Source organism: Streptomyces avidinii (assembly GCF_045161815.1).
Lineage (GTDB): Bacteria > Actinomycetota > Actinomycetes > Streptomycetales > Streptomycetaceae > Streptomyces > Streptomyces avidinii.
Genome location: NZ_CP108863.1, coordinates 2,636,168 through 2,650,994 on the forward strand (window position 1 = coordinate 2,636,168; position 14,827 = coordinate 2,650,994).

The following is a 14,827-nucleotide window of genomic DNA, read 5'->3' on the forward strand; positions in this document are numbered from 1 at the left end:
TGTTAATGAAAACGATAACCATTACAGTACCTTTCCAACGAGGCACTCCTGCCCGGTGCACGACCACACCCATGCCTTCCACGCTCTTTCCAGACCGGAGAACCCATGCGCCACCGCGCCCGACCCGGCATTCCCCTCACGCTCGCCCTGGCCCTCGCGGCAGCGGGCTGCTCGACCGCCACCACCACCGAGGACCGCGCGTCGGCCGACAGGCCCTCGGCCGCGGCGGCCATCGGCAGTTGCGGCCGGCAGCTCTCCTTCGACCGGCCCCCGGAACGCGCCGTCGCGCTGGACCAGGCCTCGACCGAGACCCTGCTGGAACTGGGCCTCCAGGACCGGATGGCCGGTACGGCCAACCTCAAGACGAAGATCCCGGCGCGTTACCGGGACGCCTACGCCAAGGTCCCGGTCATCGCCCCGAAGATCGCCACCGGCGAGCAACTGCGTTCCGCCACGCCCGACTTCGTGGTGGCGGGTTCCGCCGACCTCTACACGAAGGACCGCGCCGGCACCCGGGAGGAGCTGGCCGCCGTGAAGGTCCCGGCCTTCGTCAGCGCCGTGGACTGCCCACAGCAGAACGAGGCCGGAAAGACCCCCTTCGAACTTCTCTTCTCCGACTACGAGCAACTCGGCAAGGTCTTCGGCAGCGAGCAGCGGGCCGGCACCCTCGCCCGCGAGCAGCGCGCCGCCGTCGCCGCGGCCGGTGAGAACGCTGGCAGGGCCGCCGCCCCGGACGGTGGGCAGCCCACCGTCGTCTACCTCTACTCGGTCTTCAACGGCATGCCGTACGTGGCGGGCCGGACCGGTCTGCCCAGCGAGATGAGCCGCATCGTCGGCGCGAAGAACGCCTTCGACGACGTGGCCGAGGACTGGCCGGAGGTCTCCTGGGAGGAAGTCGCCGCGCGCGACCCGGACTTCATCGTGATCGGCGATCTGAGCGAGCGCGGCCGGCCCGGCGACAGCGCCGCCGAGAAGCGTGCCGCGATGGCCGGGGACCCGGTGGTCTCCCGGCTGGCGGCGGTGCGCGAGAACAGGGTCATCGAGGTGCCGGGCATCGAACTGGACCCGTCCGTACGCTCCGTGCACACCCTGGGGCTGCTGGCGGACGCGATGAAGGACCTCGGATATGTCCGCTGACCCGGGGACGGTGGACCTGCTGCTGCCGGCCGCCCGCGACGTCCGGGTGGACGGCGCACCCTCGCCGCCGGTCCGGGCCGGGCGGGCCGGCGGGCCGGCCCGGGCGGGGCTGTTCCTCGCCGGGGTGCTCGTACTCGCCGCCTCGGTGGCGGCCGGTACCCGGATCGGCGCCGCCGACGTGGGATGGACCGACCTCGGACGGGTGCTCGGGGCCCGGCTGGGACTCGGCACCGAACCACTGCCGCCGCTGCTGGACTCGCTGGTCTGGGACCTGCGGCTGCCGCGGGTCCTGATGGCGGCGCTGGTCGGCGCCTCGCTCGCGGTGTGCGGCACCGTGCTGCAGGCCGTCACCCGCAACGCGCTGGCCGACCCGTACCTGCTCGGTGTGTCCTCCGGCGCCTCGGCCGGCGCCGTCACCGTGGCCGTCCTGCCCCTGCCCCTGGCACTGGCCGGACCGGGCGCCGGCGCCCTCGGGGTGACCGGCGGCGCGCTCGTCGGCGCCCTGCTCTCCTTCGGCCTGCTGCTGGCACTGCTGCGCCGCACCGGCCTGGACTCGGTCCGCATCGCCTTGACCGGCGTGGTCGTCGGGCAGCTCTTCACCGCCCTGACCTCGCTGGTCCTGATGGCCTCCGCGGACGCCGACACCACGCGCGCGCTCACCCACTGGCTGCTGGGCTCGATGGCGCCGGCCCGCTGGGACGCCGTCGCGGTCTGCGCGCTCGTCACCCCGCTCGGACTCGCGGCCGCCTGGCTGTGCGCGAACGCCCTCGACGGCCTCGCGTTCGGCGCGGACACCGCCGCCTCCCTGGGGATCGGCGTACGGCGCACCCGGATGCTGCTGCTCGTGGTGACGGCCGTGCTGACCTCGGTGGCGGTGGCCACCGTCGGCGCCATCGGGTTCGTCGGGCTGATCGTCCCGCACGGGGTGCGCCTCCTGGTCGGCCCGCTCCACCGGGTCCTGCTCCCGCACGCGGCACTCGCGGGCGCGGTGTTCCTGGTGTGGACCGACGCCCTGGCGCGGATCGCCTTCGCACCGCGCGAGATCCCGGTCGGCGTGATCACCGCGCTGCTCGGCGTCCCCCTGTTCCTCCTCGTCCTGCGCAGGAAGGGGGAGCTGTGAGGATCACCGCCGAAGGGCTGAGCTGGTCGGCCTCGGGCACGCCCGTCGTCCGCGGGGTCGGGCTGGACATCGCGCCGGGCGAGACGGTCGGCCTGCTCGGCCCCAACGGCTCGGGCAAGTCCTCGCTGCTGCGCTGCCTGGCCGGGCTGCGCGTGCCCGACGCGGGCACGGTGCACTACGACGGCCTGCCCGTACGGGACTGGAGCGCGCGGCGGATCGCCCGCCGGATCGCCTTCGTCGAGCAGGACTCCGGACTCGACACCGACCTGAGGGTCGCCGACGTCGTGGGGCTGGGCCGGACGCCCTTCCGCGACCGCCGGCGCGGACCGGACGCCACCGACCGGGCGGTCGTGGCCGCCGCACTGGACCGTGTGGGCCTGACCGCGCTCGCCGGGCGCTCCTGGCAGGGGCTGTCGGGCGGCGAGCGGCAGCGCGCCCACATCGCCCGCGCGCTCGCCCAGCAACCGTACGGCCTGCTGCTCGACGAGCCCACCAACCACCTCGACGTGAGGCACCGGTTGGAGCTCATGGAGCTGCTCGCCGGCACCGGGCAGACCGTGCTGGTCGCACTGCACGACCTCACCCTGGCCGCCCGCTACTGCGACCGGCTGCTGCTCATGCACCACGGCCGCCTGATCGCCTCCGGGACCCCCGCCGCCGTCCTCACGGCCGAGCACCTCGCCCGGATCTTCGAGGTGGACGCCGAACTGGCCACCGACGCCCTGGGGCGGCCCGCGGTCTGCTACCGGGGGCCGCTGCGCACCGCCGCACCCACATCCGTATCCGTACCCGCACCCCCGGGGGCGCTGACGCCCGCGCCCCGACCCGTATCGACACTCCGTGAAGGAACCTCATGACGACCCGGACCACCACCGCGCCCGTACAGACCGTCGACGCCCTCATCGCGTCCGTACTGGCCGGTGAACACGGCCCGTTGCCCTCCGAACTCGTCGCGACCAGCGTGTTCTGGATCCACCACGGCACCCGGCTGGCCGGCGGCGACACCACCTACCTCAACCAGTACGTCCTCGTGCGCCTCGGCGGCTCCTTCGGCGGCTGCGCCTTCGAGCCCGGCGAGATCGACCCGGCGGTCTGCCGCGACTCCTCGGGCGCCCCGCTCGACGTCCTGCTGCGCGAGGCGCCGCGCCCGTTGCGGATCGCCGCCCTCGACGCGTACCTGGCCGAGCGCCGCCCGCACCGCGACGCCGGGGCCGAGCCGGTCACCATCCCCGTCGGCACCCCCGAAGTGCGCGCCCGGGCCCGCGACGCGGCCATCGCAGGGCTGCTGGACATCGGCGCGGGCGCCCGGGTCGGCCTCATCGGCGTGGTCGACCCGCTCGTCGCGGCCATCCGCGAGCGGGGCGGCGTACCGCTGCCGTGCGACTTCAACCTCAGGGCCACCCGGTGGGGCGATCCCGTCACCACCGACATGCACGAGGTGCTGGAGCGCGCCGACGCCGTCGTCGCCACCGGCATGACCCTCGGCAACGGCTCCTTCGACACCGTCCTCGACCGCTGCCGCACCCGGGGCATCCCGCTGGTCGTCTACGCGCAGAGCGGCAGCGCGGTGGCCCGCGCCTTCCTCGGCTCCGGGGTGACCGCCCTGTCCGCGGAACCCTTCCCCTTCTCCCAGTTCAGCGCCGACCCGACGACCCTCTACCGCTACCGGGCGGTGGCGCAGCCGTGATCGCGCCCACCGCTCGCCGCGGGGCCGGCCACGCCCCCTGCCACCACGGCGAGATCCTCCAGGGCGTCTTCCTCGACGCCGGCGGGCGCCGGTGCGCCGGTCTGGTCACCCTGCCGATGGCCGGGCTGGGCAGCCGGGCGGAGTTCACCCGCCGCCCCGGCACCGCGCCGGAGCGGATCGGCGTGCTGCCGGGCGACCGTACGAAGGCGGCCCGGGCGGCGGCACTCGCCGTGGCGGAGTGCGCGCCGCGATGCCGGCAGGCGCTCTGCGGAGGGGAGTTGCGGATCGTCTCCGACATCCCGGTGGGCCTCGGCATGGGCAGCTCCACCAGCGACGTCATCGCCGTCGTACGCGCCGTCGCGGACTCCTACGGAGTGCGGCTGGCGCCCGACACCGTCGCCCGGCTCGCGGTGAGCGCCGAACTGGCCTGCGACCCGCTGATGCTCGACGCCCGCCCGGTGCTCTTCGCCCAGCGCGAGGGGCGGGTACTGGAGGTGCTCGGCCCCCGCCTGCCGCCCCTCGTCGTCGTGGGCTGCGCCCTGGGCGGGGGCGCGCCCGTGGACACGCTCTCCCTGCCGGTCCCGGCGCACGACGCGAGCGACGTACGCGCCTTCGAGCGGCTGCGCGCGCTGCTGCGGCGAGCCGTGGCCACGGGGGACGCGGCCCTGCTGGGCCGGGTCGCGAGTGCGAGCGCACGCCGGGGCCAACAGCTCCTGCAGCACGCAGAGTTCGACACGCTCACCGATATCGGCCGGCGGCTCGGGGCGGTGGGGGTCCAGATCGCGCACAGCGGCGCGGTGGCCGGTCTGCTGCTCGACCCGGCGGCCGATGGGCTGCGCCGCCGGGTCCGGAGCTGTGTACGGGCCCTGGAGAGCAACGGCATCGCCGCGACCCGCACCTTCACGACCTTTCCGACGCCACTTCAGACGACCAGGGAGTTCCCGAGTGGACCAGCACATCGCGGAGGCCATCGGCCGACCGGACCTGATACGCCTCGACGACCGGCTCCTGTGCCTGCGCTTTGAGACCATGAAGGTCGTATCCGCCCTGGCCGCGGTCCGCCATCTGCTCGACACCGGGGCGGTGCGGCGCGGAGACACACTGCTGGACAGCTCCAGCGGGATCTACGCGTACGCCCTCGCCCTGGCCTGTCACCGCCACGGCATGCGCTGTCACATCGTCGGCTCGACGACCGTCGACCACACGCTGTGCACCCAACTCGCCGTGCTCGGGGCGACCCTGGAGCGGATGGAACCCTCCAGCGACCTGAAACTGGACCAGAAACGGCGGGTCGAGCGCATCCACGAGATCCTCGCCGAGCATCCCGAGTACCACTGGATGCGGCAGTACCACGACGACATCCACTACCTGGGCTACCGCGCCGTGTCCGACCTGGTCCGCGAATCGACGGGCGGGGACGGCCTCACCGTCGTCGGCGGGGTCGGGTCGGGCGCCTCCACCGGAGCCCTCGCCCGCTACCTCCGGGAGGACTCCCCCGACGTCGAACTGGTCGGTGTGCAGCCCTTCGGCAGCGTCACCTTCGGCGCCGAGCACGTCGCCGACCCCGAGATCATCATCGCCGGGATCGGCAGCTCCATCCCCTTCGGGAACGTCAGCCACGCGTCGTACGACACGCTCCACTGGATCTCCTTCGACGCCGCCCTGGCCGGCAGCGTCGATCTGCTCCGACGGCACGCGGTGTTCGCCGGCCTGTCCACCGGGGCCGGCTACCTCGCGGCCCGCTGGGAACGGTCCCGGGCGCCGGAACGCACGGTCCTGTTCATCGCCGCGGACACCGGCCACCGCTACGTGGACACCGTGTACGCCCGCCACCGCGAGGCGGTCGCCGTCGACTCCCTGTCCCCGCTCCCGGTCACCGCCCGGGCCGAACTCGCGCTCCCCTGGTCCCGGATGCGCTGGAACAGGGCCGCGGGAACGGAGCCGCTCGACTGATCCTGATCACCCATCGGCCATGTGTCCCTCGCCGTCCCCGGGCCGCGCGGGTGACGGTGGCTGATATCCGGGCTCCGGTCGCGGCCTGGATGCGATCGCTCGTAGGCGTGAACACCTGAAAAGTCGCGTACGCCCGCAGTGCGAGCCCGGCATTCTGCAGCATGTCGACCGCCGGGCCGGGGATCGCGCTGTGACAACGAGAGGGATGGCCGTGAAGGTTGAGCAGGCGCACGGCGGTTCGCCCTCGTCACCGATCCCGTTCGGCCCCCGCCGCCCGGCGGGCGAGGGCCGCGACGGACGCGACGGACGCGTGCCACGGCATGTCGCCTGCGTGATGGACGGCAACGGCCGGTGGGCGGCGCAGAGGTCGCTGCCGCGCACGTCCGGTCACACCGCGGCCGAGGCGACGGTGATCGACGTCATCGAAGCGGCCCGGGCGGCCGGGGTGGAGTGGCTGAGCCTGTACGCCTTCTCCACCGAGAACTGGAGCCGACCGAGCGGTGAGGTGGATTTCCTGATGCACCTGGTGCGCCGTGTGGTGCGCAAACACGCTCCGCTCCTGCACGCACGCGGTATCCGCTGCAGGTTCCTGGGCGTTTCGGATGCCAGGATTCCGGCCCCGCTGGCCCAGGACTTCGCTGATCTGATGACGCTGACCGGCGCCAACCGCGGCATGACCCTGACGGTGGCGTTCGATCACGGCGGGCGCAGCGACATCGTCGAGGCGGCCCGGTCACTCATCCGCGCCGGGGTACCGGCCGAGGCCCTGGACGAGCAGGTCTTCGCCGCTCATCTTCCCTTCCCGGACACACCCGATGTGGACCTCGTCATCCGCACGTCCGGCGAGCAGCGCATCTCCAACTTCATGCTCTGGCAGGTCGCCTACGCGGAGTGGATGTTCCCGCCGGTCCTGTGGCCCGACTTCCGCGCGACGCACTTCGCCGAATGCGTACACACCTACAAGCAGCGCGACCGCCGGTTCGGCGGCGTCGCACCGAACGCGAACGGAGACCGTCGACCGTGACCTCCTTAAACCCCGGTGCGCCGGGCGATGCGCACCGCGATGAGGCCTCTGTGTTCGGGCCGGATTCCGAGTTCCACCGCTTCTCGAACGACCCTCGCTGGGCACTCGCCCTCATCCGGGCGACGGTACTGGAGGCCGCTCACCCGCAGATCGGCGCGGCACTGATCGACAACTCCACCTTCGTGACGCACCCGTGGCGGCGCCTGCGGAACACCTTCCTGAGCCTGCAGCGCATGTTCGGCGCCGATGACCGGGTGCGGGAGCGGGAAGCGGCGCGCTTGAACCGGCTCCATGGCCGGATCAACGGCGCCGACGCACACGAGCGGCCCTACGACGCGATGGATCCCGGGGTCCGGGCCTGGGTGGTGGCGACCCTGTTCGAAAGCATCGTCACCATGTGCCGGCTCAGCGGCCAGCCCCTGGAACAGGCCACCATGGAGCGTCTGTACGCCGAGCACCAGGCCTTCCTCTCCCTGATGGGAGACCGGGCCGGTCACCTGCCGCCGACCCTGCGGGAGTTCTGGCCCTACTTCGACCGGATGGTCGCGGAGGAGCTGGAGAACACCGAGGCGCTGCGCATCATCCTCTACAAGCTCTTCGACCACCTTCCCGCGCCCGCGGTACTGGGTGATCTGCCCACCCTCTGGGCAGCCGGCCGGACTCTCGCCGGCCCCGTCATCGGCGCCATCACCGTGGCCTCCCTCCCGGAGCCCTTCCGCCGCCGGGCCGGGCTGCCCGACATCCCCGGCGCCCAGACGCTGACGCAGAGTGCGTACCTGGCCATGGGCCTGGCACGCTTCCTGCCCGCCGGCTGGGTCCAGACGGATGAGCTGGTCGACCTGCTCTCCCTCACTCCCGACAGCGACGACCCCCGTGCGAAAACGATCAACGCGGTCCGTGACGGCATCAAGCGGGCCGGCGCCCTGCTCAGGCTGATCACTCCGCTTCCCCCGGAACCGGGCCCCGTCCCGTCGGCCGGGCCCCTGCGCAGCGCCGAGGAGTTCTTTCACGACGTGCTTGACCAGACCGGCGACGGCTACCTGGACTGGCCCGACCTCGCCGCAATGGCCCGGGAGCTGTCCGGCCGCCTCGACCTGGACGAGCCCGAGGAGACCCGGCTCTACAACGCCTTCGCCGACTGGTGGCGGGAGTTGCAGGCGGCACTCGACGCCGATGGGGACGGCCGCATCAGCAAGAACGAGTACGCAGCGGCCGTGCCCTCCCTCGCCGGGCCCGCACTGATCAAGGTCGCCGAGGTGCTCTTCGACGCCGCTGACGCCGACGGCGACCAGTCCATCGACGAACAGGAATACCGAGCTCTGTTCCGCACCGGATTCGGGCGCTCCATGACGGACACCGGTGCCACGTACTCCCGCGGCGCCTTCGTCAAGGACTTCGTGTCCTTCATGTCGGGCCGTCAGCGTTCCAGCGCCTACGACCCCCTGCTGGCGGAAGCCTGAAGAACGCACGGGCGGCGCCACCACCGGCGACGGGTACTCCTCAGGCGTGGTTGACGGGAGGACGTCCGGGGAAGACGGCTGCGATTCGAACAGTGCAGGCGTCCGGGCAGTGCCGAGGCAGCCGATTGCGGCTCGCTGCCCAGAGGCCTACTTGGATTCGACTCGTCCTGCCGGGTCGGGTCCGGTCGTCAGCGCCTCGTAGGTGGTCTGCCAGGCGTTGTCGCCGGGGTGGAGCCGGGTGCGGAGATATGCCGCGGTGAGCCGGGCGAGGGCGGCGACCCGCTCGGGGTTTTCGTCGGTGGTCTCGGCGGCGTCGTATCCGGCGATCCCGCCGAGTCCGTGCTCCGCGCCGAACAGGGTGAGGTGGGTTTTGGGGCCGGGGGCGAGGGTGTAGGGGTCGGCGTGCCAGTCCGGGCCCATGTCTGTGAAGTGCCGGGGGTCGTCCTTGTCGCCGGTGACGACCAGCGCGGGTGCGGTCATGGTGGAGAAGTCGACGGCCCCGATGACCGGCCAGTGCTCGGCCATGGGTCCGTTGAAGACATCGCCGCCCCTGCCGGGCGGGGCGAGCAGTACACCTGCCTTGATGCGCGGCTCGAGGAGGTGTACCAGGTTCCCCGTGTCGGGGTCGGTGAGTCCGGCGCCCAGCAGGAGGGCGGCGGTGAAGCCGCCGAGCGAGTGTCCGGCCAGGGCGACCTTGGTGGGGTCGATCCGCCCGGCGAGCTGCGGCACGGCGTTCTCGATCACCTCGAGCCGGTCGAGGACGTGGGTCATGTCCTCGGCGCGGGAGCGCCAGAAGTCGGGTGCTCCGGGGGCGTCTGCGACCAGGTCGGTCAGTGTCCTGGAGGTGAGGTGGGTGGGCTGGACGACGACGAATCCGTGTGCCGCCCAGAAGTTGGCGAGCGGCGCGTAGCCGTTGAGCGAGGAGAGGTGGTTCGAGGGGCCGTGGCCGTGGGAGAGGAGGATGACGGGGAGGTTGGTGCCGGTGGAGGGTGCGGAGACGCGCACCTGGAGATCCACGGGACGTCCAGGCACGGACAGGACTACGGGGCTGAGGGACAGGACCGGGACGGGCGCGCCCAAGGCGTCGGCGGTGGTGGATGTGTTCACGGTGCGGGTTCCCTTTCGGTGGAGCCTGCCGCCCGCCGGCCTCCTGCCGTCGACGGGCGGACAAGGCGGACAGGGGTGTCCCGTTTCGGCTAAGCTGAAACGGAACGCTGCTCCATTTAGTATCCGGAGCGCCGCTCCGTTTTGTCAATCGATGTCGAAGGAGACCGTGATGGCCGCCGAAGGTCCTGCAGGGGATTCGCCGTCCCGAAGCAAGCGGGCCGACGCTCAGCGCAACCGGGAGACGGTGCTCACTGCCGCGGCCGAGGTGTTCGTCACCTCCGGCGTCGACGCGCCGATCCGCCGGATCGCGGCCCGGGCGGGCGTCGGGATGGCCACGATCTACCGCCACTTCCCGACCCGGGCAGACCTCGTCACCGCCGTGTACCAGCACCAGATCGAGGCATGCGCCGAAGCCGGCCCGAACCTGCTGGCCGACGCCGATTCCCCGCTCGACGCACTGCACCAATGGATCGACCTCTTCGTCGACTTCCTGGTCACCAAGCACGGCCTCGCCGACGCTCTTCAGTCCGACAGCGACCGCTTCGCCGCGCTGCACGCCTACTTCCTCGACCGCCTGCTGCCCGTCTGCGCCCAACTGCTCGACGCCGCGGTCGAAGCCGGCGACATCAGGCCCGGCACGCAGCCCTACGAGCTGATGCGCGGCATCGGCAACCTCTGCATCGGACGCGACAACGACCCCCGCTACGACCCCCGACGCCTGATCGCCCTCCTCCTCCAAGGACTCCAGCGACCCCAGGCGACCTGATCCCGACGAGCAACATCGCGACCCGCACACTGCCACGCGATCCGAACGTCCACTTTTCGGCAGCCGGCTCGCCCTCGCCCGCGCGGTCGTCACGGGTGAAGATCACGCCCTGGAGCGCGGTATTCAGTGTGTCTCAGTGCGCCTTCAGCTGGATGTCGCTGCCGGTCCAGGGCTCGCGTCCGTTGCATCGGGTGTGGTGGCGATGAGGATCTGAGCAGCCTGGGTGATGTTGTCGGCGCGGACGGCGCGGGCCATCGCTTCGCGGGCGGCGTCGGCGGTGGTGTCCGGGGGGACCACCAGCAGGGCGAAGTGGTCGTTGTGGCCGCGGGTGATGAGGACGGTGTCGTCGCCGACCGGGTCGGAGTCCAAGTGCACGATCTGGTCGTCGATGACCAGGCGGGTGGGGAGGACGTTCCAGGCGGATGCGTCGACGCCGACCCGGGTGATGGGCCCGAGGTGCTCGGTCAACGCGGTGATCAGCGCGGGCAGCTCGGTCTCGATGTCGCGTGTGCGCGGCCACCACGCACCGTCCAGGAGCCCCTCCCGGGACTGCGTGGTCTCCAGCCGCAACAGCGCCGTGCCAGGTTTGAGCGCCTGGTGGATCGCATCCGGCAGGAGCAGTGGGGGCGTGCGGGGGATGTCGGAGTCAGCCATGTGGGTCCGCCCGTCTACGGGGTGCGGCCGTGCCTCGACGCAAGTCGGCACCGCTGCCGACCTGCGACGTACGCGAGCCCGCCGTCGTTTCACGGTACTCCCGCCGACCGCACCACCGCTCTCCACAGCGCCTCGGCCGGAAAATACCTGGTCACACCGGCCATAGCCCATCGAACGGGCGTACAGTGAAAGCACCGGAAGTACTTCGCGCACCCGCTTCCACGCGGATGTCATTTCCGGCGATCGCCTAAAATCCGGACTGCCGACGGGCAGTCCGGGGGCAGGTCCGCATCATGACCACGAACCTCGACCGGACCGGGCCCCGCGACCTCGCCGCCAAGCTCCCGGCACGCTTGTCCCTCACCCCGAAGACCACGCTCGCCGGCCGGCTGGACGGCGCCTGGTGGCCATACTCACGTGACCTCGAAACCGAGCTCCCCGCTCTCGCCGCCGCTCTGGACGAGACCTGGGGACGCGTCACACGTGTCACCGTGAACCCCGCCCGATGGCCCGTCGTACCGCACACGGTTGCCGTGGCCGGGCGGACGATGCACGTGGGCTGGTTCACCGAACAGGACCCCGACAAGCTGATCCTGCTCTCCTATACCGTCGGCCGCTGGGACCTCCTGGTGATCCCGCCCGAGACCGAGCCCGCGGCCGCAGCCCGGCTGATGGCCGCCGCCGCGATCCCGGGCAGCGTCCTCACTGCAGGCGTCCTGATGGCCAACGAAGCCGCCATCGGGCGCGGCACCCGCGACGCCCAGCGCCAGGAAGCCGGCTGGGAGGACGAAGGCGGGGCCTGCATGTCCCCCTTCGGGAACTCGATGAGCCGAACCGCCCTGCCGCTGCCCGGAAACGGCCGGAGGTGAGCTGGCCCACCGGTTCAGTGACCCCCTGCCGAGGCCTCCCGGGCCTGCCGGACGACACCGGTCGTCGAGCCCACCACACGAGTGCCGACCGGTGAGGAAATGACCTTCCTCCGACCGGGGGCAGTGGTCGGGGCGCCTCGGCGCCCCGACACGCCGGCCCCTCACCCATTCCGAGAGGGAACACGCCTACGTGAAGTACATCGAGACCCAGACACTGCCATCGCTCGGGCACGCAGAGGTACGGATCATCGCGCACACTCCCGAAGCCGCCCGAGCGGTCGCTGAGGCGCTTCGCCGCTGTTTCGCGGGCTCGGAACAGCGAAGCTACCCCGCCCTCGACGGCAACACCCGCCTCCACCTCACCGTGGACACGGCGACACCCGCCGGCCCCGCCCGCTCGTGGCTGGCCGCCAGTAGGACCCCCGCCGGCAGCGGCGCCCACTCCGACGAGACCTGAGAAGCCCCGACCGGCCCCGGAGCCCACCCGACACACGAAAGGACGCGGTCATGGCCACACTGCGCGAACGCAAGACCTACCGCGAACAGGTGCTCCGGGTCCTGTACGAAGCCGTCGAGGGCAACCGCCTCCTCGGCATCACCGGAGCACAGCTGCGACGCGACCTCCACGTGCCAGAACAGGACCTGGCCGCCGCGTGCACCTACCTGGCGGGCGAAGGACTGATCACCGTCGACTGGGAACCCGGCAACACCCCCGCGATGGCCACCCTCACCCACGAGGGAATCCGGCGCATGGAGGCCGAGGAAGAGGAAGGCGGCTGAGCCCGCTCCTTCAGCACCGGTCGGGGACGAGTCAATTGGTGCCGTCCGTCAGGGTTTCGTGCCGCGCGGCACGACCGTGTCGGTCAGTCGGGCGGCACCCGGTTCGAGGGACGACCAAGGCCCGGGCACGCGCAGGACCGCGATCGCGGATGTCGGGAACTTCGTACGGGTCTGCTCCAGCGCGTAGCCGTCCGCCTCACCGGCAAGCAGCACAACCAGCTCCTGCACGCCGGGGTTGTGCCCGATCAGCATCAGCGTCCGCACCCGCGCGGGGATCTCCCGTACGACACCGAGCAACTCCCAGGCAGTCGCACGGTAGATGCGTGCGTCGTGGATCACGCGTGTGATGGCGCCGAGCTCGGCCGCGACGAGGTCCCAGGTCTGGCGGGTGCGGCGGGCGGACGAGCACACGACGAGGTCGGGAACGCAGTCGGCCTCGCGCAGCCAACGGCCGGCTTCCGGTGCGTCGCGGCGGCCGCGCGGGGCGAGCGGCCGCTCGGAGTCGGGCACTTCTGGCCAGGCGGACTTGGCGTGCCGCAGGACGACCAGGCTCCGGGAGTCACCCGACGTCATGGCGTCGCCTGGTGCTGGTGGCCGACCTTGCGCGCGAGGTCCAGCCCGAGGACGCGGTCGAGGAAGGCGAACGTCTCGAACTTGGCGCCGGCCGGCACGTCGGCACGCGTCGCCAGCCCGACCAGCATGTCCAGGACAGCGGGGACGCCGAGATCATCGGCAAGCGCTGCATGAGCCTGTTGCAGCACGTCGGCAGGGATCGGCCTGGACGGCTCCTGCGCCCAGTCGGCCACCTGCTGCCGCCAACGCCCCAGCGTCCGCCGGGCCTCGTCGAGCGCGGCGCTGGTGACCGTGACCGGCGCGCTGTGGGCGTGGCCGAGCAACAGCAGCCGCACAGCCAGCGGATCGGTCCCCGCTGGGACGAATGCGTCCAGGAGGTCCGGGGCGAGGAGGTCGTCACGGCCTGGGACGCCTCCGGCCCGGGGTGCTGGGCCGACCTGGCCCACATCGATCCAGACCCCGCCGACGCCGTCCTGTCCGGGGGTGCCGTGAGCGAGCAGGTGCACATCGGCAGCGGTGACAAGCGTCGCGTTCTGCTCATGTCCACCGACGGTGGCGGGCGGGTGCATGCCGAGATCGGACATGGCGCGATCGAGCGCCTGGGCTTGCTCATCCGGCAGTTCCGGTGTGATGAGGACCGTCTGGGACTCCAGGCCATGCAGCTCCGCGGTGCGCGCCAGCACGTCGCCGACCAGGGGCGTCCGTAGGTGCACCGCCCCGATCTCGGCGTCGTTGACCGGCAGGTGGACGCAGATGCGCAGCAGGTGGCGGTGCGCGGAAGGAATCTCCACGGAGCGGCCGGTGCGGGTGTCGGCGATACGCAGCATGATGTGCAGGCTAGTCGTGGAAGCCTCCGGCACCGGGGAGGACCTGACCACGACGCCGACGTTGTGGAATACCGCCCGTCGCACGATCGCGGGACCCGCGCCGGTTCGGCCCGGGAAGCCGGTCGGCAGGCAGGCGCCCAGGGGGCACAACCAGGACCGAGGTGTGTGGTCAGGCGTGGTTGACCGGGAGGACGTCCGGGGAGAGGGCGCCCGCCTGGGCCGCGGCCGAGGTCATGCGCCTGCGGTGGTGGCGGCGGCAGAGGACCTCGTAGCCGATCTCCTCCGCAGGCCGGTTCACGTCTCCGACGACGACCTGGGCGCCCTCGACGACCATCGCCCCGCCCACCGTACGGGCGTTGTGCGTGGCCCGGGCGCCGCACCAGCACAGGGCCTCGACCTGGAGCTGTTCGAGCCGGTCCGCCAGCTCGATCAGGCGCTGCGAGCCGGGGAAGAGCTTCGTACGGAAGTCCGTGGTGATACCGAAGGCGAAGACGTCCAACCCGAGGTCGTCCACGATCCGGGCCAGCTGGTCGATCTGCTCCGGGGCGAGGAACTGCGCCTCGTCCACGATCACGTAGTCCGCCCTGCCGCCCTTGGACAACTGCGCGACCAGGTAGGCGTACAGGTCCATGCCCTCCGGCGCCTCGACCGCCTCCGTCACCAGGCCGAGTCGCGAGGACAGCTTGCCCTCGCCCGCTCGGTCGTCACGGGTGAAGATCACGCCCTGGAGTCCCCGCGCGTCACGGTTGTGCGCGATCTGGAGCGCCAGGGTGCTCTTTCCGCAGTCCATCGTTCCGGAGAAGAACACCAGCTCGGGCATGGGAAGTACGGGACCTTTCGGGTCGTGGGCAGGTGGTGGGCGGTGCGGGG

17 protein-coding genes are annotated in these 14,827 nt (G+C 71.8%); 12 read left to right on the plus strand and 5 right to left on the minus strand.

Going from position 1 to position 14,827, the window contains the following annotated elements; all coding sequences use genetic code 11:
• Window positions 1-105: 105 nt before the first annotated feature.
• From OG373_RS11335 to OG373_RS11370, 8 genes are all read left to right on the plus strand, one after another.
• Window positions 106-1,137, plus strand: coding sequence for an ABC transporter substrate-binding protein (locus OG373_RS11335; RefSeq protein WP_397732212.1), 1,032 nt, complete (start codon window positions 106-108; stop codon window positions 1,135-1,137).
• On the plus strand, window positions 1,127-2,257 hold the full coding sequence (locus OG373_RS11340; RefSeq protein ID WP_405437919.1) for a FecCD family ABC transporter permease: 1,131 nt from the start codon (window positions 1,127-1,129) through the stop codon (window positions 2,255-2,257). Before OG373_RS11335 ends, OG373_RS11340 begins: the two co-directional genes overlap by 11 nt.
• Complete coding sequence (locus OG373_RS11345; protein ID WP_405437921.1) at window positions 2,254-3,114, plus strand: ATP-binding cassette domain-containing protein; 861 nt, start codon at window positions 2,254-2,256, stop codon at window positions 3,112-3,114. The genes OG373_RS11340 and OG373_RS11345 overlap by 4 nt, the downstream gene beginning before the upstream one ends.
• Window positions 3,111-3,944, plus strand: a complete 834-nt coding sequence (locus OG373_RS11350) for a Rossmann-like domain-containing protein (RefSeq protein WP_405437923.1) — start codon at window positions 3,111-3,113, stop codon at window positions 3,942-3,944. The genes OG373_RS11345 and OG373_RS11350 overlap by 4 nt, the downstream gene beginning before the upstream one ends.
• Window positions 3,941-4,969 (plus strand): GHMP kinase, encoded by a 1,029-nt coding sequence (locus tag OG373_RS11355; RefSeq protein WP_405437925.1) that lies wholly within the window; start codon window positions 3,941-3,943, stop codon window positions 4,967-4,969. Before OG373_RS11350 ends, OG373_RS11355 begins: the two co-directional genes overlap by 4 nt.
• A complete protein-coding gene (locus OG373_RS11360; protein WP_397732222.1) occupies window positions 4,890-5,897 on the plus strand; it encodes a pyridoxal-phosphate dependent enzyme in 1,008 nt (335 codons plus the stop codon). The genes OG373_RS11355 and OG373_RS11360 overlap by 80 nt, the downstream gene beginning before the upstream one ends.
• Window positions 5,898-6,231: 334 nt before the next feature.
• A complete protein-coding gene (gene uppS, locus OG373_RS11365) occupies window positions 6,232-6,921 on the plus strand; it encodes a polyprenyl diphosphate synthase (RefSeq protein ID WP_405444025.1) in 690 nt (229 codons plus the stop codon).
• A 50-nt stretch (window positions 6,922-6,971) separates the two neighbouring features.
• Window positions 6,972-8,381, plus strand: a complete 1,410-nt coding sequence (locus OG373_RS11370) for an oxygenase MpaB family protein (protein ID WP_405437927.1) — start codon at window positions 6,972-6,974, stop codon at window positions 8,379-8,381.
• A gap of 147 nt (window positions 8,382-8,528) precedes the next feature.
• Here the strand turns inward: OG373_RS11370 and OG373_RS11375 are convergent, their stop codons facing one another.
• Window positions 8,529-9,488: an alpha/beta hydrolase family protein gene (locus tag OG373_RS11375; RefSeq protein WP_405437929.1), complete on the minus strand. Its 960-nt coding sequence runs from the start codon at window positions 9,486-9,488 to the stop codon at window positions 8,529-8,531.
• 169 nt (window positions 9,489-9,657) lie between these two features.
• Between OG373_RS11375 and OG373_RS11380 the strand changes: the two genes are divergently transcribed.
• Window positions 9,658-10,254 carry a TetR/AcrR family transcriptional regulator gene (locus tag OG373_RS11380; protein WP_405437931.1) on the plus strand — a complete coding sequence of 199 codons (597 nt, stop codon included), beginning with the start codon at window positions 9,658-9,660 and terminating at the stop codon, window positions 10,252-10,254.
• A 144-nt stretch (window positions 10,255-10,398) separates the two neighbouring features.
• On the opposite strand, the gene OG373_RS11385 is transcribed toward OG373_RS11380, so the two are convergent.
• On the minus strand, window positions 10,399-10,908 hold the full coding sequence (locus OG373_RS11385) for a DUF5994 family protein (protein ID WP_405437932.1): 510 nt from the start codon (window positions 10,906-10,908) through the stop codon (window positions 10,399-10,401).
• A gap of 293 nt (window positions 10,909-11,201) precedes the next feature.
• Between OG373_RS11385 and OG373_RS11390 the strand changes: the two genes are divergently transcribed.
• The 3 genes from OG373_RS11390 (at window position 11,202) to OG373_RS11400 (ending at window position 12,557) form a co-directional block, all read left to right on the plus strand.
• On the plus strand, window positions 11,202-11,777 hold the full coding sequence (locus tag OG373_RS11390; protein WP_405437933.1) for a DUF5994 family protein: 576 nt from the start codon (window positions 11,202-11,204) through the stop codon (window positions 11,775-11,777).
• A 190-nt stretch (window positions 11,778-11,967) separates the two neighbouring features.
• Entirely contained in the window at window positions 11,968-12,234 is a 267-nt protein-coding gene (locus tag OG373_RS11395) for a hypothetical protein (protein WP_397732234.1), read from the plus strand.
• A 50-nt stretch (window positions 12,235-12,284) separates the two neighbouring features.
• Window positions 12,285-12,557: a hypothetical protein gene (locus OG373_RS11400; RefSeq protein ID WP_397732235.1), complete on the plus strand. Its 273-nt coding sequence runs from the start codon at window positions 12,285-12,287 to the stop codon at window positions 12,555-12,557.
• A gap of 48 nt (window positions 12,558-12,605) precedes the next feature.
• Here the strand turns inward: OG373_RS11400 and OG373_RS11405 are convergent, their stop codons facing one another.
• The 3 genes from OG373_RS11405 to OG373_RS11415 all read right to left on the minus strand — a co-directional run bounded on the left by OG373_RS11405 (window position 12,606) and on the right by OG373_RS11415 (window position 14,777).
• Window positions 12,606-13,130 carry a SixA phosphatase family protein gene (locus tag OG373_RS11405; protein WP_405437935.1) on the minus strand — a complete coding sequence of 175 codons (525 nt, stop codon included), beginning with the start codon at window positions 13,128-13,130 and terminating at the stop codon, window positions 12,606-12,608.
• On the minus strand, window positions 13,127-13,957 hold the full coding sequence (locus tag OG373_RS11410; RefSeq protein WP_405437937.1) for a hypothetical protein: 831 nt from the start codon (window positions 13,955-13,957) through the stop codon (window positions 13,127-13,129). Before OG373_RS11410 ends, OG373_RS11405 begins: the two co-directional genes overlap by 4 nt.
• Before the next feature lie 169 nt (window positions 13,958-14,126).
• On the minus strand, window positions 14,127-14,777 hold the full coding sequence (locus OG373_RS11415) for a thymidine kinase (protein ID WP_397732238.1): 651 nt from the start codon (window positions 14,775-14,777) through the stop codon (window positions 14,127-14,129).
• Between the last annotated feature and the right edge of the window lie 50 nt (window positions 14,778-14,827).